Here is a 26,720-nt window from a genome sequence, read left to right as displayed (position 1 = left end):
ATTATTTCCTAGGCTCAACCACTACTATTTCGTAGTCGTCAAGTTTATCTAGCCTTATCTGTAATTGGTTCCCAGTAGTTTTTATTTCTAGGTTCTTCCTAGATATGAGAGTATATGCTTTTATATTGTTCATTTTATTCTTTATTTTTATCTCAACACCGCTAACAGGTATAATTTCTCTAGCTGGATGAACAGCGTCTACACTACCATATGGTGGGAGAGGCTGTTTTACTCTACCGATCCCCTTAGCCATTATTCTCTGATTATATGTATGGTTAAGTAAGTGAATAATTATTCTCTCGCCCTGAACAAATATTTCTGAATGAACAGTTTCTGGAGCAATTACTTGTATATCTGGTTCTCCACCTAGATATAATACGCTGTTTTCAATCAATTTCTTATATATTGGTAATCCTGTTCTCCAATAATGTCTGCCGAGCTGGCCTGTGAAATAGAGTGATTTACCTTCTCCATAATTATTCAATATTATTCCCGGCAACTTGGTTCGAGCACCTAGTGCGGGGGGTGAGCGGCCGAGAGTGTATTCATGTCCCCAATCAGTACTTGATAATCCAATGTATCCTAGAACCTCTCCAATAACATCATCTAGCATCGTATGCCATCCAATATTAGGTCTTGTCCTAGATGCTATGAATTCATAGCTCATATCTCCCCATAGTATAGTTTCTGTTTTTACATTATTGAATAATGGATGCTTCTTATCGAGATCAAGTATTAGATATGTCCATGGCTTCCTCAATACTCCTATAAACCTAGCACCTATAACTTCTGGATAGTAGAAATCATATCTTCTAATACAGTATTTATCCCGTGTTGATGATAGATACGTTGATAATAGTTTACCTCCTCTACGGACATATTCTTTAATAGAGTCACCGATCTCCTCGCTTAAACACACAGTATTTGGAACAATTAATACTTTATATTTTGATAAATAATCTGGATTCACAGCGTCTTTTTCAGAAATAAACTCTACTGGTATATGGCTATGGATTAATGCATAGTACATTCCACGTATTCCATCAACGTATCTTTCAGGATGCCCTCTACCATAATAATCTCGTGTATGGTTTGAGACAAGTATGCCGGCGAAACGATATGGTTCAGTATCTTCAAGGTATTCTTCTATTTCTTCATATTGCTTAAATACTTCCCCTATAGCATCTAGTGAGGATGGGTCTTGGAAATAGCTGATCGAGAAGATCAGTGCCCATGGCGAGCCTCCTCCAAGTACAGCTTCTCTTAAACCCTGCTTAATAACTATAGGCGTTGTTGACATCACTGTTCTATATAAGTGGAAATAGTTTCTAGAACTCCACACTGGTTTCCCGCCGCTCATAGCTCGTGTCAGCTTTGTCATTTCAGTAATAAAGCCTGGTGGTTGATGATCTGCTTCGCTACACTCAGCGAATACTACATCTATATAGTTCCTTGCTTCTTCTACGACTCGATTCGTTCTACCAGCCCATCCTCCTGGGTGACTATTATACATAAATACTTTTCCGGGATCGGTCTCTTTAGATAACTTGTATAATTCCTTAATTCTTTCAACAACTACCTTATATCTCCACTCCCATAATTCTCTCCAGCGCTTATCCAGCCAATTCGGCTCTTTAGGCATCTCATATCCGTGTTCTTCTCTAAACCTTCTCCGGCACCATTCACAATAACATGCTCTTTCAATATCTGGTTGATAACGGAAACTATCCAGGAATACACCGTCGACTCCCAAGCTATGGGCTTCAACTACTTCTTTCTTAACATGCTCTATGAACGGGCTGTTTATACATAACTGTGGCCATTCAGGCTCATAGTGTTCAAGGGAGAAAGGTATGTGTTCTAACACAATGATTTCTCCATTACGATTTACTTGTGCCCAATCACTGTGTAGATGATATAAGTATTTGTTAGCAGTATGACCAACCATCACGACTACTTTAACTCCTATTCTACGCCCCTCCTCTACTGCTTCCCTAACAATATCACCAATCATTTTCGGATGCTCTTTCCCAACACTACCTCCACGATAAAATATTCTGCCCCAAGGATCCCTAGCAAATATTACGAGGACATTTGCGTGAAGCCTCTTCGCTAGCTCGACTAGTTGTTTACCATTTATTTTCGATACATACCTACCATAACGATCCTCTATATTGAACTGTATTACTCTAACAGGTTTTTTCCACCATTTCTCCAAGGCTTAACAACCCATATGTACAGTATATCTATTTTAACGAGGAGTATTAAGGGGTTTAAAATGGTTTCATCTATAAAACCTTAATAGGTCTTCTGGAGGATTAATTGCTGTTGCTAAAGCTCCATATAATACTATGTCTCCGCCTAGAGGTGTTGTATCAATAATTGGTGGCTCAGTTACTAAGTGTTTAAGTGCTTTCCTAATGATTGGTTCTTTGAGTATGTCTTGATTATATAAATATATGCTTCCACCAATAGTTACTACTTCTGGGTCATACAGGTTTATCGTTGTAGCGAGACCTGCTGCTGATGCATCAATTATTTCTTCCACAACATATTTTGCGAATAAATCGTTTCTTCTAAAGTATTCGAATAGTTTTGGAGGAGTTAGTTCTCCTCTCAACGCTTCTCGATAAGCTTCTGTCTCGATTAATGGCTTATACTTCTCAGCTAAGACCCGGGCTGTTCTGGGAATATTTGCTCCCCCAGCATATGCTTCCCAATGACCATATCCTCCACAACCACATTTAATATCTGAATCATATTTTACAACAATATGTCCTATCTCGTGGGCATTCCCCATCTTCCCCAGCAAGAGATGATCGTTAACAATTGCTCCTCCACCAATACCTGTGCTCATAGTTATATATACTATGTTGGAATAATTCCTGCCTAAACCAAAGAATTTCTCTCCCCAAGCACCAGAGACTGCATCATTTAATACATATACAGGCTTCTTTAACCATTCCATCAATGGATCTCTTAGTTCAAAAGTGTGTATGGGTAGATTAGGTGTGTTTACAACTCTTCCCCGCCTCAAATCTATGGGACCAATCGTCCCGATCCCTACAGCTTTGATCTGGTCAATGTATTTCCCATAATTCTTCTTGATCTCCTCATATATTTTAACAGGAATACTCAGCTCGTTTCCTTCCCTCGGAGTCCTATAGGTTATTTTATTTATTATTCCATTCCGAGAACCAATAGCTATCCTAGTATTTGTCGCTCCTATATCAATAGCTAAATAGTATTCATTTGCCAAAACAATAGCACCTCTTAAATAGTATTATTTAAAGCATTATTTTATTCAAGCTTTAATGCTTTATGAAAAGATAACAAGTCATTAATGAATTTATCCGGGTAATCTAGATATGCTGGATGACCTGCTTTATCATATATTAACAACTTAGCTTCTAATAGTTGTGAAAGCTTCTCCATTTCTTCACGCTTAACAATTCTATCCCTAGATCCCCAGATTATAATTGTTGGAACACTTAATGATCTATATTTTTTAACTAGTTCCTTTTCTAAAGCATGAGCAGGAGCTATGAGAAATAAGCCCGCCACAGGTTTTTCTAATGCGTATCTTAGAGCAATATATCCTCCCAAGCTTGCTCCAACAATTAATGGTTTTAAAGAACCAAATACACCTCTATAAATCTCTTTGAGAACAAATAAGTTTTCATCAACGCTACGTGTATGAGGACTACATATGCTTCTAGCTCCATAAGGCATATCAATAGCTATGAATGGAATTTTTTCTTCCTCGAGCTTATCTAGTACACCTATGTCTCTCCAAACATCACTTGTAAAACTATAGCCGTGAAGGAAGACTATTGGTAATCCAGGAACACTGTTATAGATGATCCTGCACCTATATTTTCCAACATTATATGATTCCTCGATCAAGACCATTCCCCAAATAGAACATGATTCTCTAAATATATATTTATTCCCACAAACAATTTAAATAATATAGAAATAGAAGAGTTATAAGCAGAACAAGTATAGATTAGTTGTTGGATAAAAGGGGTTTTCTATTGACTTTGAAAACATGGTGTGAAGCTGTGGTTGCCCGTGCTTTATCTTTTGGTTGTTTTGGAAACTTTGGATATCTGCACGGGCTTCCCCCTCTTGGGTTGGGGCTTCATTCCTTCACGGAGGGGGCTCTCGGGGCTCCACGTAGACCACTTTGAGCCCTTCATCTGCAGTTTTAAACCATTAACCATTATATTGTAGGGGGTTTATAAATTGAACCCAAGCTCCAAAGCCTCCAAAACAACCATTATTTCCATAGCTTCCAAAATAACTATAGTATCTAGATAAGCGAATAGTCTCCAAATATATTCTTCCAGCAATTAGAGCTATTCTAGCTAAGATCCTAGTTGAGGAATATGAGTATACTCAGGTTGAAGCATCAAAAATGCTCGGCGTTAGCCAACCAGCTATAAGTAACTATTTATTGAGTAAAAGAGGTAGGAGAGGGGTTTAAGCATTGATGAGCGATGAGAAAGTAATGGGTACTATACGTAAAATGGCTCATTACTTGGTTGTGAAAGATTATAGTTCTTTATCTGATGCTTTAGGCATGTTATTATCTTATATTAAGAAGAACGAGAAATTATTAGAAGCACTTATTGGGAGAAAATATGGGGAGATCTTTGGATTAGAGAAGAAATAGATTACTGTTTTATTTTCCTAAAAAGTATGGGTGCATCAACTATATTATATCTTTCGATTTCTCCTATAACATATTCTGATGGATTACCTATGCGGTATCCAAATGCTTTGGATACTTTACTAGCGGCTTTAGGTATTATTGGATATAGCATTGTAGTTGATGCTCTAATTGTTTCTAGTAGGCTATATAGTTCTTTTCCTGGATCCATTTTCTCCCATGGCCTTGTCAAATTCACATATGCATTCGCTTTCCTTAACAAATCCATTACTACCTGGATAGCTCTTGATACATCATAGGCTTCCATGTATTCATTGTATTTATTCAGTGTTTCCACAATACTTGTTGAGAGCTCTTTATCTACTTCTCGCTTATAAACTATTCCGCCAAGTTTCTTCTTAGCTAATACACCAATTCTGCGGACAAGATTGCCAAGTGTGTCGGCTAGTTCACTATTATATATTGAGTCGAACAACTCTGTTGATACATCAACATCTTTATCCATGTTAAAGACCCTCATTAAAATATATCTAACACCATCACTATCCTGATATCTATCAATTAGATCTTCTATAGCTATAACATTGCCTGCACTCTTACCTATTTTCAACCCCCTATTAATCAAGAATGCATGAACCAGCAGTTTCTTTGGCAACTCAATATCTAGTGCTTTAAGTATCGAAAACCATACTACTGTATGGAACCATAAGATATCTTTTCCGATAACATGGTGTACATTCGGCCAATACTTGTTGAAACGATCCATATCTTCTAAGTAGCCTATACCACTAATATAGTTTAGGAGCGCGTCGAACCATACATAGACAGTATAGTTCTTATCAAAGGGTACCTCTATACCCCACCAAACGCGTTCTTTGGGGCGAGCAATTGATACATCCCTTAATCCCTCCTTTTCAACTTTGCCGAGTACTTCTAATGCATAGCTACGAGGATATACTATATCCTTGTTTTTCAAGACATCTATTATGAAATCCTCGAATTCGCTTAGTTTGAAATAATATGTTTCCTCCTCGAGCCATTCAAGAGGCTTCTTATGTATAGGACAATGTGGTTTCCCATTGATTTCAATGTATTCTCCTGGACTATAGAATTTTTCGCAGTCTACACAATACCATCCAGCATAGCTTGCCTTATATACTAATCCCTTATCATATAGTTTCTGAATAGCTGTCTTAACAACTTTTTCATGGTAATCATCCGTTGTACGTATAAAGTAGTCATAACTTATATCAAGCAATTCCCAATACTTCTTATAAACATCAGCCATTTCATCAACAAATTGTTTAGGATGAACACCTTTCTTCTCCGCAGCTCTCTGAAGCTTTAATCCATGCTCATCATTACCAGTCATAAAGAATACTTCATCCCCTATAAGCCTATGATATCTCGCCAAGACATCGGCGAAAACCGTTGTGTAAGCATGCCCTATATGGGGTGGTGCGTTTGGATAATATATTGGTGTTGTTATGTAAAATATACTCATCATCTATACCCCTTACTCGTGCTTATTATTCATATCTCTATTGATTCTCCTTGTTTTAATCTAGATAATGTATTGGAGAAATATGAAATTATCTCTTCGTTGTTTATAAAAATATTTCTAGGCTTTAATGTATTGTTCAAGTCCTTCTTTCATTATCTTCCTAATTTTGTGTTTAGCGTATCTCAAGAACATTTTCAAACCAAGTCTTACAGGGTATAGATATGTTTCCTTCAAATAGAACTTGTTCATAATATCTTCTGCCCAATATACTGTGTGCTCAAATGTTTTAAGCATCACGTCTATATGTTCTCTTGTAATATGATCTCTCATAAACCACGTGTTCTTCTTTAAAGCACCCATTGGAACAAAGAACATTGGTATTATTACGCTTCTATAAGGTTTTAACCTATCAATTAACTCTGCTGTTTTAACTACATCATCAGGCGTCTCCTGTGGAAGTCCAAGTATAAGGGTTGCAGCAGGTATGATCTTGTTTTCATGCATAATCCTAAACGCATCCTCAACTATATCAGGCCATTTCTCCGCTGGATAAGGTGCTGCTTTAGCAGGCATTATTATTTTTGCAAGCCTTGGACTACCTGTTTCTATACCAACTTCTACGCCTAGGAAACGTCTATGATCAGATAATATATATTCATTCATAAGCTTAGATACAAGCCCATACTCGTCTTCAGCATATTTGATGGCTGCTAAGCTTGCATGAGACCATGCAAACTCTTTTTTCTCACCTAATTCTTCAAACACTGTCTTGTGGAGATTAATTAGTGGTTCAGGCCTTGGCTTAACACCGTCAGCACCATATAATAGTACGTCTTCACTATGAAGAATAACACCTTTAGTTCCTCCGCGAAGATTAATTCTTATCTCTTCCCTAATTCTTTCCAGAGGCATATATCTGAGGGGTCTGAGGGTTACGCTACAGAATTTGCAGCCGCGCGGGCATCCACGCATAATCTCTATGAGCCCATTAATACTTGGAGCTTTAATTATTGGTATCTCCTCAATGCTTGGAGCATCTCTTGGACCAACATATATGTAGTCAGGTAAAGGCTCATTATTCAATGCTTTATCAACGAGATCAACAATTACCTTCTCTACTTCTCCATCAATAACTGTGTCAACACCCCATTTCCTCCAAAGCTCCAGCTCCCATAACCACTGCCAAGCAGCTGGGCCACCAGCTATTATTTTTACACCTTTCTCCTTAGCTTTCCTAATAACCGGGCTATTCATGAATCTCTTAAAACTCAATCTATTAACTGGTTCCTTCCCTGTTAAACTCCACCATTCACTGCTTGGAGGCCCGTAGGCGAAGTAGTCGTGGTGACCAATCATTAGAACCTTCATAGTGTCAAGATATCTATGCAGGTGATCAGGATCAATTATTGCAGCATTATATCCTGCATCAACAAGTTTTGCCTCAACCTTCCTCATACCATATGGTGCTTCTCTAGGCCTACCATACTCGTCAACATCAATTTTTGGAGCTGCAATCCACATCCACAGTTTCTCAGGCATACCTATAGCTGGACCAGTAGCTATGAAGCCCAAGAATTCTTTTCCATGATGATTACTCATCATTGTTCTATCTGTTGTTAAAACTATTTCAAACCCCTTCATACGTATCACCTCAAACCTAGATCTTTACGACTTCTACACCTTTATTTCTGAGAAAACTAATTAGTTCAGCAAATTCTTCCTCAACAACCCCGTATACAAGTTTGTTCCGAGCTAGGAGATCATTAATTATCTTCTCCAACTCTTCGAAGTTCAAGTTATGATACCTAATTGTAAGAGAATATACAATATTATTCTGTATGAGACTCCTAATATTCTCTATATATAATGGCCTCGGCTTATCTGAGACAACATGTAGTGTGAATCTACGCTTATTATACTTGTTTGCAAGCCTCACCAACTCACTATAGATAACCCCGCTTCTATCAATAGTAGAGTTTTCCTCGCCTCCCACACCTACGACGACATGGATATTGTCTTCTTCTAAAACTTTAAGATACTCCAAGACAGCCACCTCTAAACACAAAATCTAAATTCTTCCAAGATATATTACCTCGTGAAGTTTACGTGAATATGAAAGCAAAATATTTGAGAATTCACTATTATTTGTCTCGTTTACAACGAAATCTATTCTAGATTTAAGCTCGTTGAGATGCTTAATGATCAGTCTGGTTAATGTGTCTCTATCAGTATAAAACAACTTCTTCCTCCCCACTTTCTTAACTTTAACTAAACCATTAAATACTAAATGCTTTAAATGCGTGCAGAGATGACTCTTAGCATAACCTGTTTTTTCAGAAAGCTCGCTAAGTGATAATGGTATGGATTCCTTTATTAAAACCGCTAATGCAGAAGCTGCTACTGCAGGTAATCCAAGAAAAATTAATAAGTCAACAAGCGATCTCATTTTTCCTCGCCCGTTCATATCGTTACTAAATTTGCGAATTTTAATACTATCATAGATATTTTATTTTTGTGTTTCAGATATATTAATTATTCTATAAGAATTATGAAAACTGTTATAAAAAACAATAGAGTTTTATTTTCCCATAATCTTTTTAACATGTTCTATAAACTTGTTCCAAGAAACTATTGCTCTTTCATGAATACCTTCTCCCACAACTATGTCGTTAAGCACACATTTTACTTTAAACAAAACTTTATTCTTCTTAACCTCTATAATTTCCGATACAAACTTAACTCTTGAACCAACAGGTGCTGGTGCCTTATGATACACATCCACATGTATGCCTACGCTAGTATATTCTTCTCCTAAAAACTGATCAAGCAACCTCTTCGAATTCCCCTCCATCAACGCGATCATTCTAGGAGTACTAAGAACACCAACCCCCTTATCCAACAAGAACTTTGGTGCATCATTTTCAGATACAACATAATCCATTTCTCTCCTCAAACCAACTCGTATACTCATACCCATTCACCCATTGAAGACTATTCGCTTATTTGGATATTATAGTTGTTTTGGAAAATTGTGGAAACCATGATTGTTTTAATTATTGGGTTCGCTTTATAAACCCTCACTAATATAATGGTTAATGATTTGGGAAATGCGGATGAAGGGCTCAAAGTGGTCTTGGTGGAGACCCGATAACCCCCACGATGAAGGAGCGAAGCCCCAACCCAAGAGGGGGAAGCCCGTGCAAGCATCCAAAGTTTCCAAAACAACCAAAAAATAAAGCACGGGCAACCACTGTTCATTTGTTCAGGTGTTTTTCTTTTTGGAAACCATGAATACTATGATTGTTTAATAATATTTTAGTTGTTATGTGGTTGTTCATGCTAAATAATGCAGGAGCAACATGTTCTTCCTAGAAATAATCCAAGATGTACAACAAATTTATCTCTTCAATAAATATTAACGCTAACCTTAACATATTATAGTCTTCTTCAATAAGAAAAATCCATCAAAAACAATAGAGTAATAATTTGTTTATTAATATATTCTAGGAAATATACTTATTTTATAATGGTTAACATATTCTTCTATAGACAGATAATTTTTAAGTGGAGAACTGGTTTAAAATATTAGACAACTAATGGTTAATAATGTATAATGAATAGATGTGGATAGGAAGATTACATAAAAAGTTGCTGATATTATGTCAGAGCATCATATTTGGAGTCATGGAGAAATATGGATAAAAATACTTGCTACTACTATAGTTATTGAGTTAGGCACAATAGGGTTCTATGTTATAGGAAGATATACGGGTTTCTTAAAGAGCGGTACTATTAGTCCTTTAGAGTCGTTTTTAGAAATTGTTCTTTTAAGTACATTATTTCTCTTATTCATTATAAGCTATGAGTTATTGAGACAAACCAAGATCTCAAACATATCATTTTATCAGAAATACTTTGCTTTATTCTTCTCTTCACTAGGTATAGCGGTATTGATCGAGTTATTTGAAGATTCAGGTATTGTCCAGTATAATATGTTTCCTTATGCATTAATAAATGATGTATTAATAGTGATAATTTTAGCTAGTTTCTTTGACTTCGTATATGATCTAATGATTATTTCTGGCACTATGATGAAGAGAAAATTATTAGAATCTCCTTTAACCTTGTTATCTTTATTTATTGTTTTAATACCTATTGTTGTATTCTTTGTTACTTTAACTATATCAAATAACCCAATTACATTAGATGCTTTTACTATAGGCGACATACTTATTGGTTTGTTTTTCATAATTGTTCTAGCCCATTACTTGATTAAAGTATACAATTTTGTACTATATATTGAACTCCAAGACTATGGTGATATTGTAAATGCTATGATATTATTAATTATAGGCTACAATGTTGGAGATATTATTGATAATTTCTTGTATAAAAGCCAGTTATGGGTAATTTATATGTATTTTACATTCGATCTATCACTGATATTAGCGTTACTAACAATAGTTTTCAATGGATTATTCAATCTACTCAGAACAGTAGAACCCTTTATTCTAAGAAAAACTCTCAGCAATTTTCATATATTAATTAATACATCAATAGATGATCCCATTACTTTTAACTCGAGAATTTTCTCAATGATCCGGTTATATTTGGATAAGATAAGAGGTGTTAAGAACAAGATCCTACTAGTTATTGGTGAACTAAATACTCTTCAAAAGATCATTTTACGTGCTACTCTAGGAAATATTCAAGTAATTAATGTTAATATTAAAGAATATGGGGGGTTCACCTCTAGAACAGGGGTTAAGGATGAAATCATAAATATTATTGAATACTATGAAGCTGCTGCTTCGCCTACTCATATCTTAGGCATACTTAACGAGGTAGTTGATAAGTATAGTGATAAACAAGTAATTGTTCTATATAATACATTGACAGACCTAATCTTAATGATGGGTGTTAGAAGGGCTTATCTTACATTGAGAAGTATTTTACTCAATAAAGAATTAAGCCGAAGAATTACTGGTTCTTTCTACGTGATCATTGAAGATGCTCATGAAGCGAGAGATATAGAGTTGTTCAGGAATATTATTCCTAGAGTTATAAGGCTTTAATTAGTGAACTAAAATAATTCCTAATTGGTGGAAAAAATTGAAGGCATATGTTTCCATCGATATTGAGGGGTTACCCGGTATAGCATCTACAACTATGGTTTCTCCCGGTTATACCCAGTATAGTCGTGGATCAAGAATTATGACAATGATCGCTAAGGAGACAGCTAAGGCATTACTGAATAATGGGTTCGATAAAGTAGTTATTGCGGATAGTCATGGATATATGACCAATATTGATTATTTAGAACTACCCAAAAATACTTCTCTAATACAAGGCTTTCCAAGACCATACTCTATGTTGACGGGACTTGATAACTCATATGATTCTGTATTATTTATAGGATACCATACAGCTGCTGGAACAATGCATGGTTTCCTCGATCATACTATGAGCGGAAAAGTATTTGCTGAAATAAAATTGAATGGTAGAAGAGCTAGTGAGTACTTGATAAACGCTCTTGTAGCTGGTGAAAAAGGGGTTCCAGTAATACTTGTTGCGGGAGATTCTCTATTAAGAGATGAGGTTTCAAAATATACTCCATGGGCTGTATTCATTGGTTTTAAACAGGGAATAACACGTTATGCAGCAATATATGAAAGCATTGGTGATGTTCTCGATAAGCTTAGGGAAGGAATTGCTGAAGCAATTAATAGGCTTAGGAAAGGCGAGGTAAAACCATTAGTGCTTGATAAACCCTATATTGTAGAAATAATGTTGAGAGATGAATTATTAGGAGATGTACTGGAAACATGGGATATACTTGAAAGAATAGATGCTTATAGATTTAGATATGAAGCGAACAGTGCACATAATGTACTAGCAATTATTGAACTTATAGCTTTCATAGGTTATGGTGTGTATGCATTAAAAGAAAGGCTTAGGTAAATATATTTTTATTTCTAAAGATGTTGATGTTTAATCGCTAGACACTATATGATGACTAGTAGTGATACACTTGTTTCAAGCGGTGATCATGATTGGTGTTTGAAGGCTTAATGCATATCACTTTGGGCAATATAATAATGATTGGCGTCGGACTTATTCTAGTATATTTAGCTATAAAACATGAATATGAACCATTAATCCTTTTACCCATAGGTATCACTGCTGTCTTAGTAAATCTTCCTTTGACAGGTCTTACAGAGGCACCATATGGTTTCTTATACCTTGTAAAACATTATTTGATCGATACCGAGGTTGTGCCTCTCTTAATATTTTTTGGTCTCGGCGCAATGACTGATTTCGGACCAATGATTGCTGATCCCAAAAGCTTATTATTGGGTGCAGCTGCCCAGATCGGTGTCTTTGTTGCAATGTTAACTGCATTACTATTAGGTTTCAACTTAAAAGAAGCTGCTAGTATAGGCATTATTGGAGGAGCAGACGGTCCTACAACTATTTATTTAACAGTTAAGCTTGCCCCTCACTTGTTAGCTGCTACAGCTGTTGCAGCTTATAGCTATATGAGTTTAGTCCCCCTAATCCAGCCCCCAATAATTAAAGCTCTAACAACGAGAGAAGAGCGGAAAATCAGAATGAAACAGTTAAGACCTGTTTCTAAAACAGAAAAGATTCTTTTCCCAATAGTTTCAATGATAACTGTCGGAATACTTGTTCCCAGCGCCGCACCATTAATTGGAATGATCATGATCGGTAACTTGTTTAGAGAATCCGGCGTAGTCGAGAGACTAAGCAAAGCTGCGCGAGAAGAATTAATGAATATTGTAACGATCTTTTTAGGACTAGGAGTGGGCTCAACTATGAGGGCTGAGACATTTCTAACATATAAGACACTACTAGTGCTTGGATTAGGAGTGGTAGCATTTGCATCTGCAACAGCTGGAGGAGTATTATTCGCTAAACTAATGAATCTATTCTCTAAAGAAAAAATTAATCCAATGATAGGAGCAGCAGGTGTTTCAGCTGTACCTATGAGTGCACGAGTAGTTCAAAGATTAGCTACTGCAGAGGATCCTGAAAACCACTTATTAATGAATGCAATGGGGCCCAATGTGGCTGGAGTAATTGGAACAGCAGTTGTAGCAGGTGTATTCCTATCAATGCTTGGAGGCTGATCGTATCTGGGTGATTAATATGGATATAAACACCATAATAACAGGCTTATACATAACAGGTATAGGTGTAGCCATAGTTTTCAGTATCTTATCTATCCTAGTCATTATTATACATGTTCTAAAACAAACCATTTACAAACCAGTTAAGAAGATGAAAAAGGAAGAGACCGGAAAAACAAGAATTATAGTCGAGGAAAAACCTGTTAAGACTGAAAAACCTAGGAGAGAAACTGATCCACAACTGATTGCACTACTCTCAGCAACGATCACAGCTTTTAACGAATACAAAGCAGCTACGCTGAAAAAATATGATCTTTTCAAGGATTTCCCCGAACTAGCCCGGCTCCTACCATTAGCTGGTATATTGTTTAAATCAAAGATTAAAGTAAGCTTTGGAGGAAAAGATATTATTGTAGACGTAGAGGAACTACCTAATAATGCTTATAAGGTAAGTGTTGGAGGAAAAACATATATAGTAAACTACTCGATACAATAGTAAAATTATCTTTTCAATAATTCTCTAATAAAATCAGCAACTATCCTACCAGCCTCACATCCATCCCTAGCATATGATAACTCAGCCTTCATTCTATGATCAATATATTTACCAAAACACTGAGGCACCTTATCCGTTTCCTTCCCAGATTTGACAACAACTATTGGTTTCCAAAAATCATAGCTAAGCATAATCTCTATTATGGAGCCAATACTGCCACCCATAGCTACTAGTATATCGCCTGTTTTACACATAATAGTGCTCCTAGTAGGAAAGCCTAGATCAGATTGAACTATAATAGTGTATTCATTGTTTGGAGGCATTATAGGCGGGTTATCGGGAAGTATGAACATTGTCTGAATACCAGCTTTAATAGCGTAATCAGCGATATTCTTCATTAATCCCCAATAACCTCCTAGAACAATTACTATGTTCTCCTTAAATTTTGATAATTCATTAATGAAACACATAGAATTCTTCAACATGTTTTCATCTGGTTCCTCACTAGAAGCTGCAACTGCTACATATACTCTCCTAGTCATAAACCACCTAAACCTCCTTTAATTCCTGTATAGAACATTATCATCTTCTTAATAAGACCAGTATATAAAATGATTCCTATCAAGAAACCAGTAGATTTAACAATATAGTGTATATTCCATGTTAGATTGAATTATTGCTCAGCAATTTCGTTTAGTGAAACAATGATCTTTCCTATTTTCTCGTATAGCTCGTTTAAAGCATCGCCTGCTCTATCCCATACTCTCCTGCATAGATCGAATCTGCCGAGATCTTCGCATAGTTTTCTGATCTTGGACATGAATATATTTATATCACTATAAATATTGACCGCTCTATCTAGTTCACTTGATGCCAGCAATATAGTGTTTTCAGCAACTTCTCTTAGAATATCCGCTATGATATCGATTATTTCAATATTTTCACCTAGTATTTGAGGAGGATAATTATCTACAATCATAGATATGATGTCAGTTTTTGTTTGGAGACATAGTGGTTTATTGCTGAGGTTATTTCTAATAAATACCAGTACATCTTTTAACTTAGCTGGTGAGAGAACAGATAATGGACCAAATGTTAGTGCTCTCAAAAATTCCCTAAGATCCTTTTCATTATCTATCTTCTCCGGTGCCTCCCTCAATAATTCCTTTACTCTCTCAGCTAGTTCATCCCGTAGATTGAGAAACGGATAGATCTCTAATAGAGTTATGAGGCCCATTCCTTTGAAATAGTTTTTCTTATATTCCTCTAAGATCTTGTCTGGTTTTGTATCTTCTAGAATTTTCTTTATTACTTTATCATCGACAACCATAGATATTGATCGAAACAGTATTTCTACTGGTGCTTGGCTCTTAATAGCTTTTAATAATTCTAAACCAACTATGTATTCCTTAGTATTCATAGGCTTCAATAAGAGATCTTTCAGTATTCTTCCTATTTCGGAGAAATCACATTTGCTTCTAAGACAATCATAAATAGTAAGCCATGGATTCTCCATTATTTTATCATATAATTCTTTAGAATAGCTCATCTATACACACCATTAGAGTTCTTCTTATTATGCCATTATGATTATATGCTCTTATAAGAACTACTAATAATACACAGCAATATATATATGGCTATGTAAGGTGTTGTTTTAACTAGTATCCATGCTTTATACTGATTATTTGTTTGCCAAGGGTTTTCTCTATATCCTTAATAATATCTTTTACTTCCCGGTAAGAATATACTTGGATAAATCCATGTTCATCTACAACCACTATTATTTCTCCAGCAAGCCGTGAACCAGACACGCATTGAGGGGTGTAGAAACGTATTTGTTTGAAGATTAATGTAAAGTCTGCTCTTAGCTTAATTCCTCTCTTATCACATTCTTCAATAATTAATTTTGGTATCTCTGCTAAATGTGTTCCTTTATTAATAAGTGCTATGAATTTTGCTGTGGAAAGTTTATAGTAGAGAATTGTTTTTTCAGATAATTCTATGTTCTTCAATGCTCTCCTATAAGCTACTGCTATGTTTTGATGGCTTGTACCAATTATCTCAGCTATTCTACGATAACTATAGCCTCTAGATTTATAGTATAGAGATAATAGCTGTATCTTTGTCAGGAAACCATACTTCTCCTTCATGTTTTGCTCACACAATGTATTTATGAATAGTAAAAATGTTTATAATTTCTCGTCATTCCTTATTCTATGAACGCTAACTATTGGTGCTGATGAGCCTTTTAAGTTTTTAACGATTAATCTAGCTTCGCCACTTGATCCCTTAACTGTTACTGGGAGGAATAAGCTGGATACATATAATAATATGCTGGAGGCTATGCTGGCATAGAATCTACCATATATTGTATCTGTATCTAATGGTTTATCGCTGTGTCCAATATATGCGCATGCAACTTTTCCTCTACAAACATTTAGTGTTTGCCAAGCAGTAAATGCTTTGTGATCAGCTGTTATCAATAATATTCTGTGTTCCGGGAGATTCGGTGCTTCAACAGCCATTGATGCTTCGCAAGGCTGTGCCGTTGCCGATAATGTTTTAGCGTCATAATAATATTTTGTCTCGAGCAATGCTCTATTAGCTAGTAAAGCCATAATATATGATACACGCTGTAATCCCCCTGCATCAGGATTAGTCTCTGCAACTTTACCGTTAATTTCTGTTTCAGCACATCTTGGAATATATACCGAGATATTCCGTAGAGTGCTCCAGGGAGAACCTTGTCTTATACTTGCTTTAAGCAATACCATATGTAGTCCTTGATAGAATAGATTAGTGTCTGGAACAACCGCTAATTTGTTTCTTTCACCTGTTGATCTAAGAATTATTCTGTGAAGCTTCTCGCCTTCATGATCAAACCATTGGGGACTAGATGAAGCAGATTCTTTAATTATCAGATCAGCTGCGCCAACATATCTTTGAATCTGCATAACTAATCTATCAATGCTCTGCTTATCTTTATCGCCAATAGTCATATCTAATAGTTCAGAAATTTGTTTCCAAGCATTATATAACATGTTACTAGTGTTTTGATCAGGGCCTTTCAGCTCCTCAATCATTAAGAGCCTGCGCTTCTCCCCTAATGCACCAATTGTTTCTATCCATGCTTCTAACTTACTGTTTTCACCGGGCATGTATCGCCTGCTATTATGGTATGTTTCTATGAAACCACATCTTGTTAATGTATTGAATAATTTTGATATAGCAATATATATTCCCCTACTACCTCTCCACTCAATGTTTTTTGGGTAATCATCAACTATTGACCCCTTCTTCCTAATATCTGCATCTCCATATACGTATACTTTGTGGAGCCATCTAGGACTACCTGGATAAGCAGGTATTCCATATAATGGAATAGTGTCTACAACTGTGAATACTGCTTTATCGCCAAGTATTTTCTTGACTGAGTAAACTGTTGTTGCAGCTATTGCTCCATCACTACCCGATAAATCAACTACTATTTTCTCCACTTGATCACTTATCTTACTAAATACATTGTTAAGAGTAAACGCCGTATCAAAAACATTATCCTTTACTAAAGACTGACCAAACACATAGTCTGGAAGAATAATCGCGCCTAAATCCTCAACATCCTCCTTAATATGCTGGAGACTCTGCTCAACCGATTGAACGACATGCTGACTAGTAAGGATAACGAATAAATCAATACCTAGTTCTTCAGCTAACCTACCTATTATCGTAGGAGTGATCCATGGATACTTATCTACAACTAATATACTTGGATAAAAACCAGACATTATTTTCTCCTTTAAAACATCTACAAATGAAATATTTTCTTTAGACATCAACGACTCCCTCCAATATAAACAAGTTTTCTCTTCTAAAACAACTATTTACATGTTCTGTTATCCATATACGTCCCTTATGCATATATACATTTGAAAAGATAAAAAGAGTGCTATAACAGTTATGAATAAGATCAATAATCATAGACAAATGCTTAAAACATAAGTTGAAACAGAAAATTGGTTTCCGGCTTATTCAGAAAATATACACATGTAATATCTCATTAACACTCTAAACTTGTTTTAAAAATATTTTCAAAAACCATATCATGGTTGAGGTGGAGATAAATGCCTACTAAGCAGAGCGAAATATATGATAGAAGCATTGAGTTAGCTGGTTTTATCGAGCATAAATATTTGTTAATGCTTGAAGACATTGTTGCCCAAGAGGCTGAGATCCTATCTAAACCTGTGAAGACACAGAAGGACCTATTATTGCTGATAGGTTTTAAAGCAATAAAGAAACATATTGCAGAAGAGCTGGGAATTGATTATCATGAAGACGAGTATGTAGATGATTTACTGGATGAAATAGAAGCATTAACAAATATTGTAGAACCAGTTGAATCAGAAGCATAAAAATTATTCAAGCAACAAATCTCCTACTACTATACACTATGGTGAGTGGTGTGAGAGAAAATATTACTATAACTGTAGTATACGGATCCCCCGAGGAAGCAGTAATTGTTAATGCTGTATCGGTAGCAGTATCTAAACTATTAGAGGAAGGTATTGAAGCAAATATTATACAAGTATATATGCCTGGCACAAAACCTTCTGTAAGCGTTAACGGTGTACATGTTGAAGTTGACGAATTACTTCATTTGAAAATAGAGGAAAAAGCATATGAAACCCTCATAGAAACCATTACCAATAAGGTTTCAGAACTGGTTAGCGGAGTAGCTGCTATGACTATAGTAGAGAAAACATAGTTTATGGAGATAGATGAATACTTTAATAAGGAACGATATTTTATCCTAGTAATAGTTTAAATGAAACCATTTTTCAGAGGCTTAAAATAATGTTTAATTTATTGAGAAAACATGTTCTTAAATATATGATATTAGTTTTCATATTATTACTTATTATTTCTCAGTCTACACATGTATTTTCAGCGTATAGAGAAGAATACTCGATAAAGGAGCAGGGTAACTTATACTTTTTAGATGTGAACATTAATATTTATAGAATTGGAAACTATGGTGTGATATCTATTTATTTAAAACCGGATGGAGTATATGCTTATGGGATCACAGTATTAAAGGATCCTGATAAAGAAGCTTATTCTATGTATTTAATGCTTGGAACACAAAATGAATGGTATTATCTCGGGGATAGTGATGAGCCTAATTTAAAGTTCCGCTTATTCATTGATGTTAATATTAGTAGAGCTGTTGTTGTATATGATAATTGTTCTATTAGAGAATATAATCTCTCGTATATTCCCAAGCTTAAAGAACTATATGTTTCATCATTCAATATTACGGGTAAACAAGCTGATTACCCACGTTTTATAATAAATAGTCTAAAAGCCGGCGTCTTAAATACATCGATAAACGATCTAAAAGACTACTATTGTATACCAGACATTAACACTATACTAAATAAATCCACAGGCACTCCAGTCATTATTACTGCGACAAATACAACTACGCAAAACTCGAATACCACAAACACAGTAACGGGAAAAAAGCCTTCACTTAACACATGGGTTTTACCAACAATTATTGCCTTAACTCTAGCTTTTCTCATTATAATATATTTTTACAAGAAGAAAGGATATAGTTAGAAAAAAGGGTCCCCCGGTCCGTGAAACAATCATCCCTTCTCACAAGCTTGGTCATCTAGTAGAGGCCTCGGTCATCCCTTCTATATTTTTTATTAATAAATGATTTTAAGCTATATCTAGACAATTGGTTTACCATATCTATTCTTAATGGGTTCCATAACCTTTACTGCTCCTCTCTTCAATATGTTTCCTAGAACATATGTTGCTTTTCTACGGGATAATACTTGGTTATTGTTTCCACAGTATGGACTATATATACATCTTGGACACCCATCTTCGCAGTCGCATTTTGATACTATTTCATAAGCTATCTCTTCTGCTTTTTCAAATCTTTCGAACAATAGTTTGGCTAAGCCTGATCCTCCTGGTGCTCCATCATATATTACTATGTCTCCGCTTGGATAACTTATTCCCCCCATTTCACCTAATGCTGCTCCACATACTGGTCTGGCAGCAGAGATTAATGCGTGTTCTATTGCGTGAAAAGCTTCGGCATTGCTCATATAATCCCATTCGGGATTCTCTGGATATTTTAATAGTAGTGCTTTTGTATTATAAGTATATGTTATAGGGTGATCAAACCAGTACTTTATACCGGCTTTTTCTGTTTCCCAATAATTTCTAACAATGTATCCTTCAACATTTATGCTGAGCTTTACCCATGCATAAGCTAATGGTATGCCTCTACTACTTGTTCTAGAAGCTAATATACTGTAATCAACCAAATCAACAGTATAGAGTGGCCTAGTATAGTATGGTGTATCATCTGGTAATCTCTTAACTCGTGCAATCTTCTTATCAACATCGATTTCTATAGACTTATATACTCTTCTATTAAGCAAATACACCGCGTCAGGATGTAGGTCGAGAACTGCTTGTGGAAGCTCTCTATAACCTACAATGTTTTTCTCATCAACATCATATATAACAACCTGTGGACCACTACCTCTAATACTCATATATTCCATGAAAATTTTTCTCGCCAACCTATAGTTTGGATAAATATATGGTCCAACCCAAGCAACTAGTCTCTCATATCTAAGCCTCTCAGCAACACGTAGCCAAGCCCTCTTCAACTCGTCTCTTCTAATCCTCCCCTGCTCTAATAGGAGAGCCAATAAATGAATCCTTAAAACCTCTTCGTTCTCAGGATCCATGTATAGTGGCGGGATTTCTTGTTCAAAATACCTCTTAGGATTCCGCTCATAGTATGCATCAATAGGATCATCTGCTAAAACTGTGAAAACATATCCTTTCCTACCTCTACGCCCAGCTCTACCAGCTCTCTGCAAATATTTTGCGAAGCTAGGGGGTGGAGCAGCCATAATTACTGCATCGAGGAACCCAATATCTATTCCTAGTTCAAGCGTTGGTGTAGCGGCGACACCACTGATCTCTCCGGCTCTAAGCTTTGACTCAATCATTTTCCTCTCATCAGCCGGTAAACCAGCTCTATGAACCATTATATCTACACCATAGCTTCTCCAAGCAATCCTAGCTATTAATTCAGCCATTTGCTGACTATCAACAAATACTATGAATCTAAGTCCTCGACGAGCAAGAACAGAAGCTAACGCCGCAGTAACCGTCCACCTACTAAGCTTGCCAGCTGATACAAGGACATGATAAGCTATCCCCCTCCTTCTCAACGGTCCCTCAATAACCTTTACTGGGACACCAAACAATGTTTCAGCATGTTCTCTTGGATTACCAATTGTTGCAGATGAACCAATATATTGTGGTGGATTATTTCTCCGATACTTATTGATTCTTTCGAAAACACATTTAACATTTGATCCAAAAACGCCTTCGTATACGTGTAGCTCATCTATAACCATGAACTGGGAAGCTTTAACGAATCTCCTAATAGTAGGGCTGAGAACAAGGCCTACATGTATCATGTCTGGATTAGTAACTACTATATCGGGTGGATTAGCAGATATTTTCTGCCTAATTCTACGCGGAGTATCACCATCATATACTGCTGCAGAGAAAACACCGTAGCCTAGATAATCATTTATTCTTTGAAGCTGGTCCCTTGCCAAAGCTTTTGTCGGATATACAAGCATTGCTTGCGGATTAGGAGTTCTCTTCTCATATATTTTTGATAGGATTGGGAGCAGGAATGCCTCCGTCTTGCCTGTTCCCGTACCAGCTGTTATAACAACGTTTTCGCCATTCAATATACTCTTATATGCATCGTATTGGAAACGATAAAGCCTCCTAATCCCCCTCTTCTTCAAAGCTTCAAGTAATGGCTCAGGTAAATCTATGTCCTCAATACTAGGACCAGGCTCTGGCTCACCTGTTTCTTCACGATAAACATAGATAACACCTATATCTCTAGCCTTTATAAGATCCCGGAGATCATTGTCTATGCTTAGGATCAATTGATCCCTAATAATCATTGACAACTTACCCAAAAATATTATCTAGCCCTTCATAGATAATTCCCTGATCTTCCTCTCCTCCCTACTAAGCTTTTTCCACAACTTATAGTGTTCCTCACACAAATACACAACACCAGGTCTCCTAGGAGGATGAGCATGATAAACCTTAAGCTTCAACCCAGCCTTCTCCTCTAGAACCTTAGCATCCAAATAACTAATCTCCCTAACAGCCCCCCGACCACAACCCTCAACACTACATATCTTCTCCTCAACCATCTCCTACACCACATAATATATTATATACAACTGAATATTAGGATTAGCTAATAACTTAATAACTAATACTAATTACGACAAGATATAAAGCCGAGATCATCCGGTAAACAGAAAACACTATACACCAACGATCCCCTAAAACTATCTAAGGAATACAATTATGTAGGTTTAGCTCTAATAGAGGGCAGAATTAAAACGTTTATCTCCGACAAATAATGTTTGAAAAAATATTTGTTTTAAGGTAATGTTACTGTTGCTGGGTATTGTCCACCACTAGCAGTATGAATAACTATGCTAACTGTCTGGCCGCTAGCAAAACCGGGGGTATTCGTACTAATAGTTATTTGTAAATCTGTTAATTCTTCTCCGGGATTTAGGGTTTTAGGTAATGTTTCCGATAGTGTAACATAGGTACTGGTGGCAGTATTATAGCTTGAGTAAGGTTTGCTATTAATGAATATATCGTCTATTGTAGCAGCCTTTGTCCCAGTATTCTTAACATGTAAATGCACAATCCACTGATTATTAGCAGTATCTAATTCAGCATAAGCATTTACCACCTCTAATTTCTCAACACCTGTAAAACTAGATGTTAATCCTGTTATCCATAATGCTACAGCAATACTAATAGCAATAGCAACAGCAACAATAATAACAGTAGCAATAACGGGTGAAATAGCCTTCATATACGATCACAACCAGAACCCGGTTTTTCATATATATTATTTTAGTTTGAGTAAAATAAAGTCTCTGATTTAGTGCTTATTTATCTATAGTTTGCGAGGGCCCCCTCTATAATTGCTTGTTTTATCTTCTCGTTTATTAATGGGTTATGGGTTTTTGAAAAGCATTTAACTTGCATATTTCTATATGGTTTAAATGAATATGTGCTAGTAGATGATGTGGTATGAATTTATCCAGCCTAGATCTTGCCCGGTTAATAAGGTATGGTGAGGAGCTTGGTGCTGAGTATGTTGATGTTAGGGTTCATGAGAAAGTATATGAGCTTATTACTTTAGATAATGGTGTTTTACGAGAGTATAGTGTTAATAGGTTGCGGGGTGTTGGTGTTAGAGTTATTGTTGATGGGTTTATGGGGTATGCTGCTACGAATGTTTTTGATTGGGAGGAGATCAAGAAAACTGTTGTGGAAGCTGTTAAAAACGCTAAAGCGTTGAGTCTGCATGGTTCTAAAACCAAGCTATATAGTAGGCCTAGTTATAAGGATAAGATAATTAGTCATTATGCTGTTGATGCTTTAGAAATAGATCCAGTCGAGAAGATTGAGGTTTTGAAAAGTATATATGATATTAGTAAAAATGTTAGGGGAGTTGTTAGTGTTATTCCTAGATATGGATACGAGGTTGATCATAGAATTATTGCTTCAAGTAATGGAGACTACGTAGATGTTACCACTCGATTAATAGGTGTGGGTGCATTTATTGTATCAATGGTTGAAGGAGTTAGTGAGAGATTATGGGATTCTAGATCAAATGTTGCTGGATGGGAATTTATTAAGAACATGAATATTGAGGAGTTTGCATCAGAAAATGCTAAACTTGTTGTAGAAGCCGCTAAAGCTCCCGTTGTTAAACCAGGTAAATATGTCGCTATCCTGGACAATGAGATTGTAGGGTTAATGCTACATGAAGCATTTGGGCATGCAACGGAGGGTGATATTGTTGAATCTGGTGGAAGCGTGTTGGAGAATAGAATAGGTGAGAAAGTTGCTAGTGAGTATGTAACAATAGTGGATGATGGCAGAATAGCTGGAGGATACTATGTTCCATACGATGATGAAGGAACAGCTAAGAAGAAAGTTAAAACAGTTGAGAAAGGAGTATTGAAAACATTTCTCCACAGCTTATCCACAGCTGAAAAACTAGGTGAAGAACCAACCGGTAATGCTCGAGCTATGACTTATGCCCACCCACACCTTGTAAGGCAGACGAACACATATATGGAGCCCGGCGATTGGAAAGTAGATGAACTATTCAAGGATACGAGGAAGGGAATATATGTTAGAGGTAAAGGCGCTATGGGTGGAGAAGTAGATCCGGCAATGGGTACATTTACTTTCACAGCTGGCCCAAGCTATTTAATAGAAAATGGTGAACCAACAAAACTTGTTCGCGGAGTAATGCTTTCAGGCTTTATCTTGGAGACGTTGAAGAATGTTGATGCTGTCGCAAACGATTTGGTTGTTAGAACAAGTGTTTTCGGCGGATGCGGTAAAGCTGGGCAATTAGCACGTGTAGGTGATGGTGGACCACATGTTCGTGTACGTGAAATAACAATTGGTGGAGGTGGCTGATATGCGTGAATACATGCTTGAATTATCAGATAAGATATTCAACGAGCTATTGAAGAGAGGAGTTGAAGAAGCAGAGTTCTATGGTGTATGGACAAAGAACATGTTAATAAATGTATCACGAGATAATGTGAAAACAGCTACTACCAGGTATGTTGTAAACTATGGTGTTAGAGGAGCTATTCAGAGAAGAGTTGCAGGGATTGCTTCAGAAGATTTAGAAGCTGATCCCTCTAAGCTAGCTGATCAATTATTATCCATGATAAAAGCATCGCCTGAAGACAAGTATTGGCCAGGTTTTGCAACAGGTTATAGTAGGGGGGTTATGGGCGACGTCTACGATGAGAAAACCGCTAAGATCACTCCTGAGGAAGCAATAGATATAATGATCCAAGCCTTCAATGAATCAAACGATATTGCTAGAAAATGTGGAGCTGAAGAATCAATAATTACTAGGGGAAGCTTCAGAGTAGGGCTTGGAGGAGTATATGTTGCAAATACTTATGGTGAAAACATATATGAAGAATTCACCATAGCATCACTAATCTATACTGTCAAGTCTCGAAAAGCCGGTGAAGAATCCAGTTTTAACGCATATTTTAGCAGTAGGAAAATAAATATCGATGAAATATTGGAGCAATCTAGAAGAGCAGGCGAGTTCTCAGTTAAATTTATCGGGGCAAAAACTGTTCCAAGCGGAGAATACACTGTAGTAATAGATCCATATATGACAGCATTATTCTTATCCTCAGCTTTGATCCCAGCGTTTTCAGCACAGAACATTCAACAAAACCGTAGCCCATTAAAGAATAAGTTAGAGAAACAAGTATTGGCAGAAAACATAACAATTACAGATGAGCCAGGAATAAATTGGGGAATAGGTACAAGAAGCTTTGATGATGAAGGAATACCTACTAGGACAAAAACTCTTGTCGATAAAGGTGTGCTGACAGGATACTTATATGACTACTATACTGCTAGAAAAGAAAACAAACAATCTACCGGTAATGGTTTCCGTAGACAACCATCATCACCGCCCTCGCCATCTCCAACAAACTTTGTGTTGAAAGCTGAGAAAAACGCTACTAATATAAATGATATGCTGGGAGATGTTGGGAGAGGAATAATAATTCATGGAATGATCGGGTATTGGATGTCTAATTATGTGAATGGAGCTGTTCAAGCAACAATTACTCATGGATTCTACGTTGAAAACGGTGAAGTAAAGTATCCAGTTAAGGGACTGGTTATTGGCGGAAACATTTATGATTGGCTGGGAAAACAATTAGTCAGCGTCAGCAAGGAGACTTATAGGGTAGAAAACATTTATGCACCGCAAATAATTGTTGAGAAAGCGAGAATTGCTAGTAAATAATATTAGTCAATATGTCTAAGCTCAAATGTAAGAGTTGGATCAAGAACTTTTTTCTCCCCCCTCCCAACCTCAACGATTAATTCACCAGTATCTCTAACATCTACTGCTTTACCAATTAGTTCTCCTTGAAGAGTTTTAACTAGAACTTTTCTATTTAGTGTTTCAAGGTATTCCATATAGTTTTCCCTTATTTTCTCTGGCTCTAGAGATAATTTTTCCATCCTGCTCATCCATCCAATTAATAATGATAAAAACCTGTTTCTAGGTGTTAGTTTATTCAATATATTTTTCAAAGATATAGTGTCTGGGAGAGGTGGATCATTGTTAATGTTTACTCCTATACCTACATATAATAATATTTGATCCCTGAATGCTTCTCCCTCTATGAGTATGCCCGCAATTTTCTTATTATCAATAATTATATCATTAGGCCACTTAATGCTAGCCTCTACATCATAGCTTTTCCTAAATATTCTGACCAGAATAATAGGTATAATTATAGGTGCCATACTAGCTGTCTGTGCATTAGTTAATATTTTGAACGTAGCCCATAAACCCCCTAGATTACTATACCATTTCTTCCCATGCCTACCCCTACCCGCCAACATATACTCCGCAACAATAACACTCCAAGGACTAGCCCCCTTAGCAGCCTCCTGTGTTGAGCCAAGCAATGGTTTATGTATGAGAAGCCATCCCCAAGGCTTCAATGTGCTGGGATTATCTGCTGGATTCCATATAATTTTGCCTTTCTCAATATTTAACAAGTAATTCTTACTCATATCATCAGCTATTCTCTCCAAGAGATCGGGCTGTACACCTATTTCCCAAGCTAATTCTCTCAACACATATTCTTGTCTATGAATAAGCTTATCAATTATCAATAACTTAATAATTGTTTCTTCGCTAATCAATAA

Annotated in this window: 26 protein-coding genes; 10 read left to right on the top strand and 16 right to left on the bottom strand. The window is 36.3% G+C overall.

All coding sequences use genetic code 11. From position 1 onward, the window contains the following. Position 1: 1 nt before the first annotated feature. From SMAR_RS07860 to SMAR_RS07850, 3 genes are all read right to left on the bottom strand, one after another. The gene (locus SMAR_RS07860; protein ID WP_011839798.1) at positions 2 to 2,218 is read right to left on the bottom strand and encodes a beta-galactosidase trimerization domain-containing protein; all 2,217 of its coding nucleotides are present in this window, start codon (positions 2,216 to 2,218) and stop codon (positions 2 to 4) included. A gap of 66 nt (positions 2,219 to 2,284) precedes the next feature. After that, positions 2,285 to 3,259, bottom strand: a complete 975-nt coding sequence (locus SMAR_RS07855) for an ROK family protein (protein WP_011839797.1) — start codon at positions 3,257 to 3,259, stop codon at positions 2,285 to 2,287. A 41-nt stretch (positions 3,260 to 3,300) separates the two neighbouring features. After that, positions 3,301 to 3,912 (bottom strand): alpha/beta fold hydrolase, encoded by a 612-nt coding sequence (locus SMAR_RS07850; RefSeq protein WP_244372414.1) that lies wholly within the window; start codon positions 3,910 to 3,912, stop codon positions 3,301 to 3,303. A 580-nt stretch (positions 3,913 to 4,492) separates the two neighbouring features. On the opposite strand from SMAR_RS07850, the gene SMAR_RS07845 reads away from it, so the two are divergent. Further along, positions 4,493 to 4,678, top strand: coding sequence for a hypothetical protein (locus tag SMAR_RS07845; protein ID WP_052833873.1), 186 nt, complete (start codon positions 4,493 to 4,495; stop codon positions 4,676 to 4,678). Between the two features lies 1 nt (position 4,679). On the opposite strand, the gene metG is transcribed toward SMAR_RS07845, so the two are convergent. From metG to SMAR_RS07820, 5 genes are all read right to left on the bottom strand, one after another. After that, a complete protein-coding gene (gene metG, locus SMAR_RS07840) occupies positions 4,680 to 6,182 on the bottom strand; it encodes a methionine--tRNA ligase (RefSeq protein WP_011839794.1) in 1,503 nt (500 codons plus the stop codon). A 114-nt stretch (positions 6,183 to 6,296) separates the two neighbouring features. After that, positions 6,297 to 7,820 (bottom strand): B12-binding domain-containing radical SAM protein, encoded by a 1,524-nt coding sequence (locus tag SMAR_RS07835; RefSeq protein ID WP_011839793.1) that lies wholly within the window; start codon positions 7,818 to 7,820, stop codon positions 6,297 to 6,299. Between the two features lie 16 nt (positions 7,821 to 7,836). Then, positions 7,837 to 8,232, bottom strand: a complete 396-nt coding sequence (locus SMAR_RS07830) for a hypothetical protein (protein ID WP_244372411.1) — start codon at positions 8,230 to 8,232, stop codon at positions 7,837 to 7,839. A 15-nt stretch (positions 8,233 to 8,247) separates the two neighbouring features. Continuing rightward, positions 8,248 to 8,625 (bottom strand): hypothetical protein, encoded by a 378-nt coding sequence (locus tag SMAR_RS07825; RefSeq protein WP_011839791.1) that lies wholly within the window; start codon positions 8,623 to 8,625, stop codon positions 8,248 to 8,250. Between the two features lie 132 nt (positions 8,626 to 8,757). Next, positions 8,758 to 9,150: a thioesterase family protein gene (locus tag SMAR_RS07820; protein WP_011839790.1), complete on the bottom strand. Its 393-nt coding sequence runs from the start codon at positions 9,148 to 9,150 to the stop codon at positions 8,758 to 8,760. Between the two features lie 688 nt (positions 9,151 to 9,838). On the opposite strand from SMAR_RS07820, the gene SMAR_RS07815 reads away from it, so the two are divergent. The 4 genes from SMAR_RS07815 (at position 9,839) to SMAR_RS07800 (ending at position 13,826) form a co-directional block, all read left to right on the top strand. Continuing rightward, the gene (locus tag SMAR_RS07815) at positions 9,839 to 11,254 is read left to right on the top strand and encodes a hypothetical protein (protein ID WP_011839789.1); all 1,416 of its coding nucleotides are present in this window, start codon (positions 9,839 to 9,841) and stop codon (positions 11,252 to 11,254) included. Positions 11,255 to 11,291: 37 nt separating this feature from the next. Continuing rightward, entirely contained in the window at positions 11,292 to 12,140 is an 849-nt protein-coding gene (locus tag SMAR_RS07810; protein ID WP_011839788.1) for a M55 family metallopeptidase, read from the top strand. Positions 12,141 to 12,250: 110 nt separating this feature from the next. Further along, positions 12,251 to 13,330 (top strand): sodium ion-translocating decarboxylase subunit beta, encoded by a 1,080-nt coding sequence (locus SMAR_RS07805; protein WP_011839787.1) that lies wholly within the window; start codon positions 12,251 to 12,253, stop codon positions 13,328 to 13,330. 19 nt (positions 13,331 to 13,349) lie between these two features. Continuing rightward, on the top strand, positions 13,350 to 13,826 hold the full coding sequence (locus SMAR_RS07800) for an OadG family protein (RefSeq protein WP_011839786.1): 477 nt from the start codon (positions 13,350 to 13,352) through the stop codon (positions 13,824 to 13,826). 5 nt (positions 13,827 to 13,831) lie between these two features. Here the strand turns inward: SMAR_RS07800 and SMAR_RS07795 are convergent, their stop codons facing one another. The 4 genes from SMAR_RS07795 to SMAR_RS07780 all read right to left on the bottom strand — a co-directional run bounded on the left by SMAR_RS07795 (position 13,832) and on the right by SMAR_RS07780 (position 17,662). Next, positions 13,832 to 14,368 (bottom strand): SLOG cluster 4 domain-containing protein, encoded by a 537-nt coding sequence (locus tag SMAR_RS07795; RefSeq protein WP_011839785.1) that lies wholly within the window; start codon positions 14,366 to 14,368, stop codon positions 13,832 to 13,834. Between the two features lie 131 nt (positions 14,369 to 14,499). Then, a complete protein-coding gene (locus tag SMAR_RS07790; RefSeq protein WP_011839784.1) occupies positions 14,500 to 15,375 on the bottom strand; it encodes a hypothetical protein in 876 nt (291 codons plus the stop codon). Between the two features lie 112 nt (positions 15,376 to 15,487). Next, positions 15,488 to 15,979 (bottom strand): Tfx family DNA-binding protein, encoded by a 492-nt coding sequence (locus SMAR_RS07785; protein ID WP_011839783.1) that lies wholly within the window; start codon positions 15,977 to 15,979, stop codon positions 15,488 to 15,490. A 39-nt stretch (positions 15,980 to 16,018) separates the two neighbouring features. Next, positions 16,019 to 17,662 carry a hypothetical protein gene (locus SMAR_RS07780; protein ID WP_011839782.1) on the bottom strand — a complete coding sequence of 548 codons (1,644 nt, stop codon included), beginning with the start codon at positions 17,660 to 17,662 and terminating at the stop codon, positions 16,019 to 16,021. Between the two features lie 288 nt (positions 17,663 to 17,950). Here SMAR_RS07780 and SMAR_RS07775 point away from each other — a divergent pair, with 288 nt between their 5' ends. The 3 genes from SMAR_RS07775 to SMAR_RS07765 all read left to right on the top strand — a co-directional run bounded on the left by SMAR_RS07775 (position 17,951) and on the right by SMAR_RS07765 (position 19,451). Then, a complete protein-coding gene (locus SMAR_RS07775) occupies positions 17,951 to 18,241 on the top strand; it encodes a hypothetical protein (protein ID WP_011839781.1) in 291 nt (96 codons plus the stop codon). 50 nt (positions 18,242 to 18,291) lie between these two features. Then, positions 18,292 to 18,594 (top strand): hypothetical protein, encoded by a 303-nt coding sequence (locus SMAR_RS07770; protein WP_011839780.1) that lies wholly within the window; start codon positions 18,292 to 18,294, stop codon positions 18,592 to 18,594. Between the two features lie 89 nt (positions 18,595 to 18,683). After that, a complete protein-coding gene (locus tag SMAR_RS07765) occupies positions 18,684 to 19,451 on the top strand; it encodes a hypothetical protein (RefSeq protein WP_011839779.1) in 768 nt (255 codons plus the stop codon). A gap of 116 nt (positions 19,452 to 19,567) precedes the next feature. Here SMAR_RS07765 and SMAR_RS07760 read toward each other — a convergent pair whose 3' ends face one another. The 3 genes from SMAR_RS07760 to SMAR_RS07750 form a co-directional block, all read right to left on the bottom strand. Further along, a complete protein-coding gene (locus SMAR_RS07760; RefSeq protein ID WP_244372408.1) occupies positions 19,568 to 21,874 on the bottom strand; it encodes a DEAD/DEAH box helicase in 2,307 nt (768 codons plus the stop codon). Positions 21,875 to 21,883: 9 nt separating this feature from the next. Beyond that, positions 21,884 to 22,117 carry a hypothetical protein gene (locus SMAR_RS07755; protein WP_011839777.1) on the bottom strand — a complete coding sequence of 78 codons (234 nt, stop codon included), beginning with the start codon at positions 22,115 to 22,117 and terminating at the stop codon, positions 21,884 to 21,886. 236 nt (positions 22,118 to 22,353) lie between these two features. Continuing rightward, positions 22,354 to 22,803: a hypothetical protein gene (locus SMAR_RS07750; RefSeq protein ID WP_011839776.1), complete on the bottom strand. Its 450-nt coding sequence runs from the start codon at positions 22,801 to 22,803 to the stop codon at positions 22,354 to 22,356. A gap of 221 nt (positions 22,804 to 23,024) precedes the next feature. Here SMAR_RS07750 and SMAR_RS07745 point away from each other — a divergent pair, with 221 nt between their 5' ends. Both SMAR_RS07745 and SMAR_RS07740 read left to right on the top strand, forming a co-directional pair. Next, positions 23,025 to 24,431 (top strand): TldD/PmbA family protein, encoded by a 1,407-nt coding sequence (locus tag SMAR_RS07745; RefSeq protein WP_011839775.1) that lies wholly within the window; start codon positions 23,025 to 23,027, stop codon positions 24,429 to 24,431. A 1-nt stretch (position 24,432) separates the two neighbouring features. Continuing rightward, on the top strand, positions 24,433 to 25,803 hold the full coding sequence (locus SMAR_RS07740) for a TldD/PmbA family protein (protein WP_011839774.1): 1,371 nt from the start codon (positions 24,433 to 24,435) through the stop codon (positions 25,801 to 25,803). 2 nt (positions 25,804 to 25,805) lie between these two features. Here SMAR_RS07740 and SMAR_RS07735 read toward each other — a convergent pair whose 3' ends face one another. Then, positions 25,806 to 26,717 (bottom strand): biotin--[acetyl-CoA-carboxylase] ligase, encoded by a 912-nt coding sequence (locus SMAR_RS07735; RefSeq protein ID WP_011839773.1) that lies wholly within the window; start codon positions 26,715 to 26,717, stop codon positions 25,806 to 25,808. Between the last annotated feature and the right edge of the window lie 3 nt (positions 26,718 to 26,720).

The organism is Staphylothermus marinus F1 (genome assembly GCF_000015945.1).
Classification (GTDB): Archaea; Thermoproteota; Thermoprotei_A; order Sulfolobales; family Desulfurococcaceae; genus Staphylothermus; species Staphylothermus marinus.
The sequence above is the reverse complement of the archived record's forward strand: the minus strand, read 5'-3'. Positions and strand labels throughout refer to the sequence as shown.

Coding starts and splice junctions, on each gene's coding strand:
- SMAR_RS07850 (WP_244372414.1), bottom strand. CDS start 3,912: ATGGTCTTGATCGAGGAATCATATAATGTTGGAAAATATAGGTGCAGG.
- metG (WP_011839794.1), bottom strand. CDS start 6,182: ATGATGAGTATATTTTACATAACAACACCAATATATTATCCAAACGCA.
- SMAR_RS07835 (WP_011839793.1), bottom strand. CDS start 7,820: ATGAAGGGGTTTGAAATAGTTTTAACAACAGATAGAACAATGATGAGT.
- SMAR_RS07825 (WP_011839791.1), bottom strand. CDS start 8,625: ATGAGATCGCTTGTTGACTTATTAATTTTTCTTGGATTACCTGCAGTA.
- SMAR_RS07820 (WP_011839790.1), bottom strand. CDS start 9,150: ATGAGTATACGAGTTGGTTTGAGGAGAGAAATGGATTATGTTGTATCT.
- SMAR_RS07815 (WP_011839789.1), top strand. CDS start 9,839: ATGTCAGAGCATCATATTTGGAGTCATGGAGAAATATGGATAAAAATA.
- SMAR_RS07805 (WP_011839787.1), top strand. CDS start 12,251: ATGCATATCACTTTGGGCAATATAATAATGATTGGCGTCGGACTTATT.
- SMAR_RS07800 (WP_011839786.1), top strand. CDS start 13,350: ATGGATATAAACACCATAATAACAGGCTTATACATAACAGGTATAGGT.
- SMAR_RS07795 (WP_011839785.1), bottom strand. CDS start 14,368: ATGACTAGGAGAGTATATGTAGCAGTTGCAGCTTCTAGTGAGGAACCA.
- SMAR_RS07790 (WP_011839784.1), bottom strand. CDS start 15,375: ATGAGCTATTCTAAAGAATTATATGATAAAATAATGGAGAATCCATGG.
- SMAR_RS07785 (WP_011839783.1), bottom strand. CDS start 15,979: ATGAAGGAGAAGTATGGTTTCCTGACAAAGATACAGCTATTATCTCTA.
- SMAR_RS07780 (WP_011839782.1), bottom strand. CDS start 17,662: ATGTCTAAAGAAAATATTTCATTTGTAGATGTTTTAAAGGAGAAAATA.
- SMAR_RS07775 (WP_011839781.1), top strand. CDS start 17,951: ATGCCTACTAAGCAGAGCGAAATATATGATAGAAGCATTGAGTTAGCT.
- SMAR_RS07765 (WP_011839779.1), top strand. CDS start 18,684: ATGTTTAATTTATTGAGAAAACATGTTCTTAAATATATGATATTAGTT.
- SMAR_RS07755 (WP_011839777.1), bottom strand. CDS start 22,117: ATGGTTGAGGAGAAGATATGTAGTGTTGAGGGTTGTGGTCGGGGGGCT.
- SMAR_RS07750 (WP_011839776.1), bottom strand. CDS start 22,803: ATGAAGGCTATTTCACCCGTTATTGCTACTGTTATTATTGTTGCTGTT.
- SMAR_RS07745 (WP_011839775.1), top strand. CDS start 23,025: ATGAATTTATCCAGCCTAGATCTTGCCCGGTTAATAAGGTATGGTGAG.
- SMAR_RS07740 (WP_011839774.1), top strand. CDS start 24,433: ATGCGTGAATACATGCTTGAATTATCAGATAAGATATTCAACGAGCTA.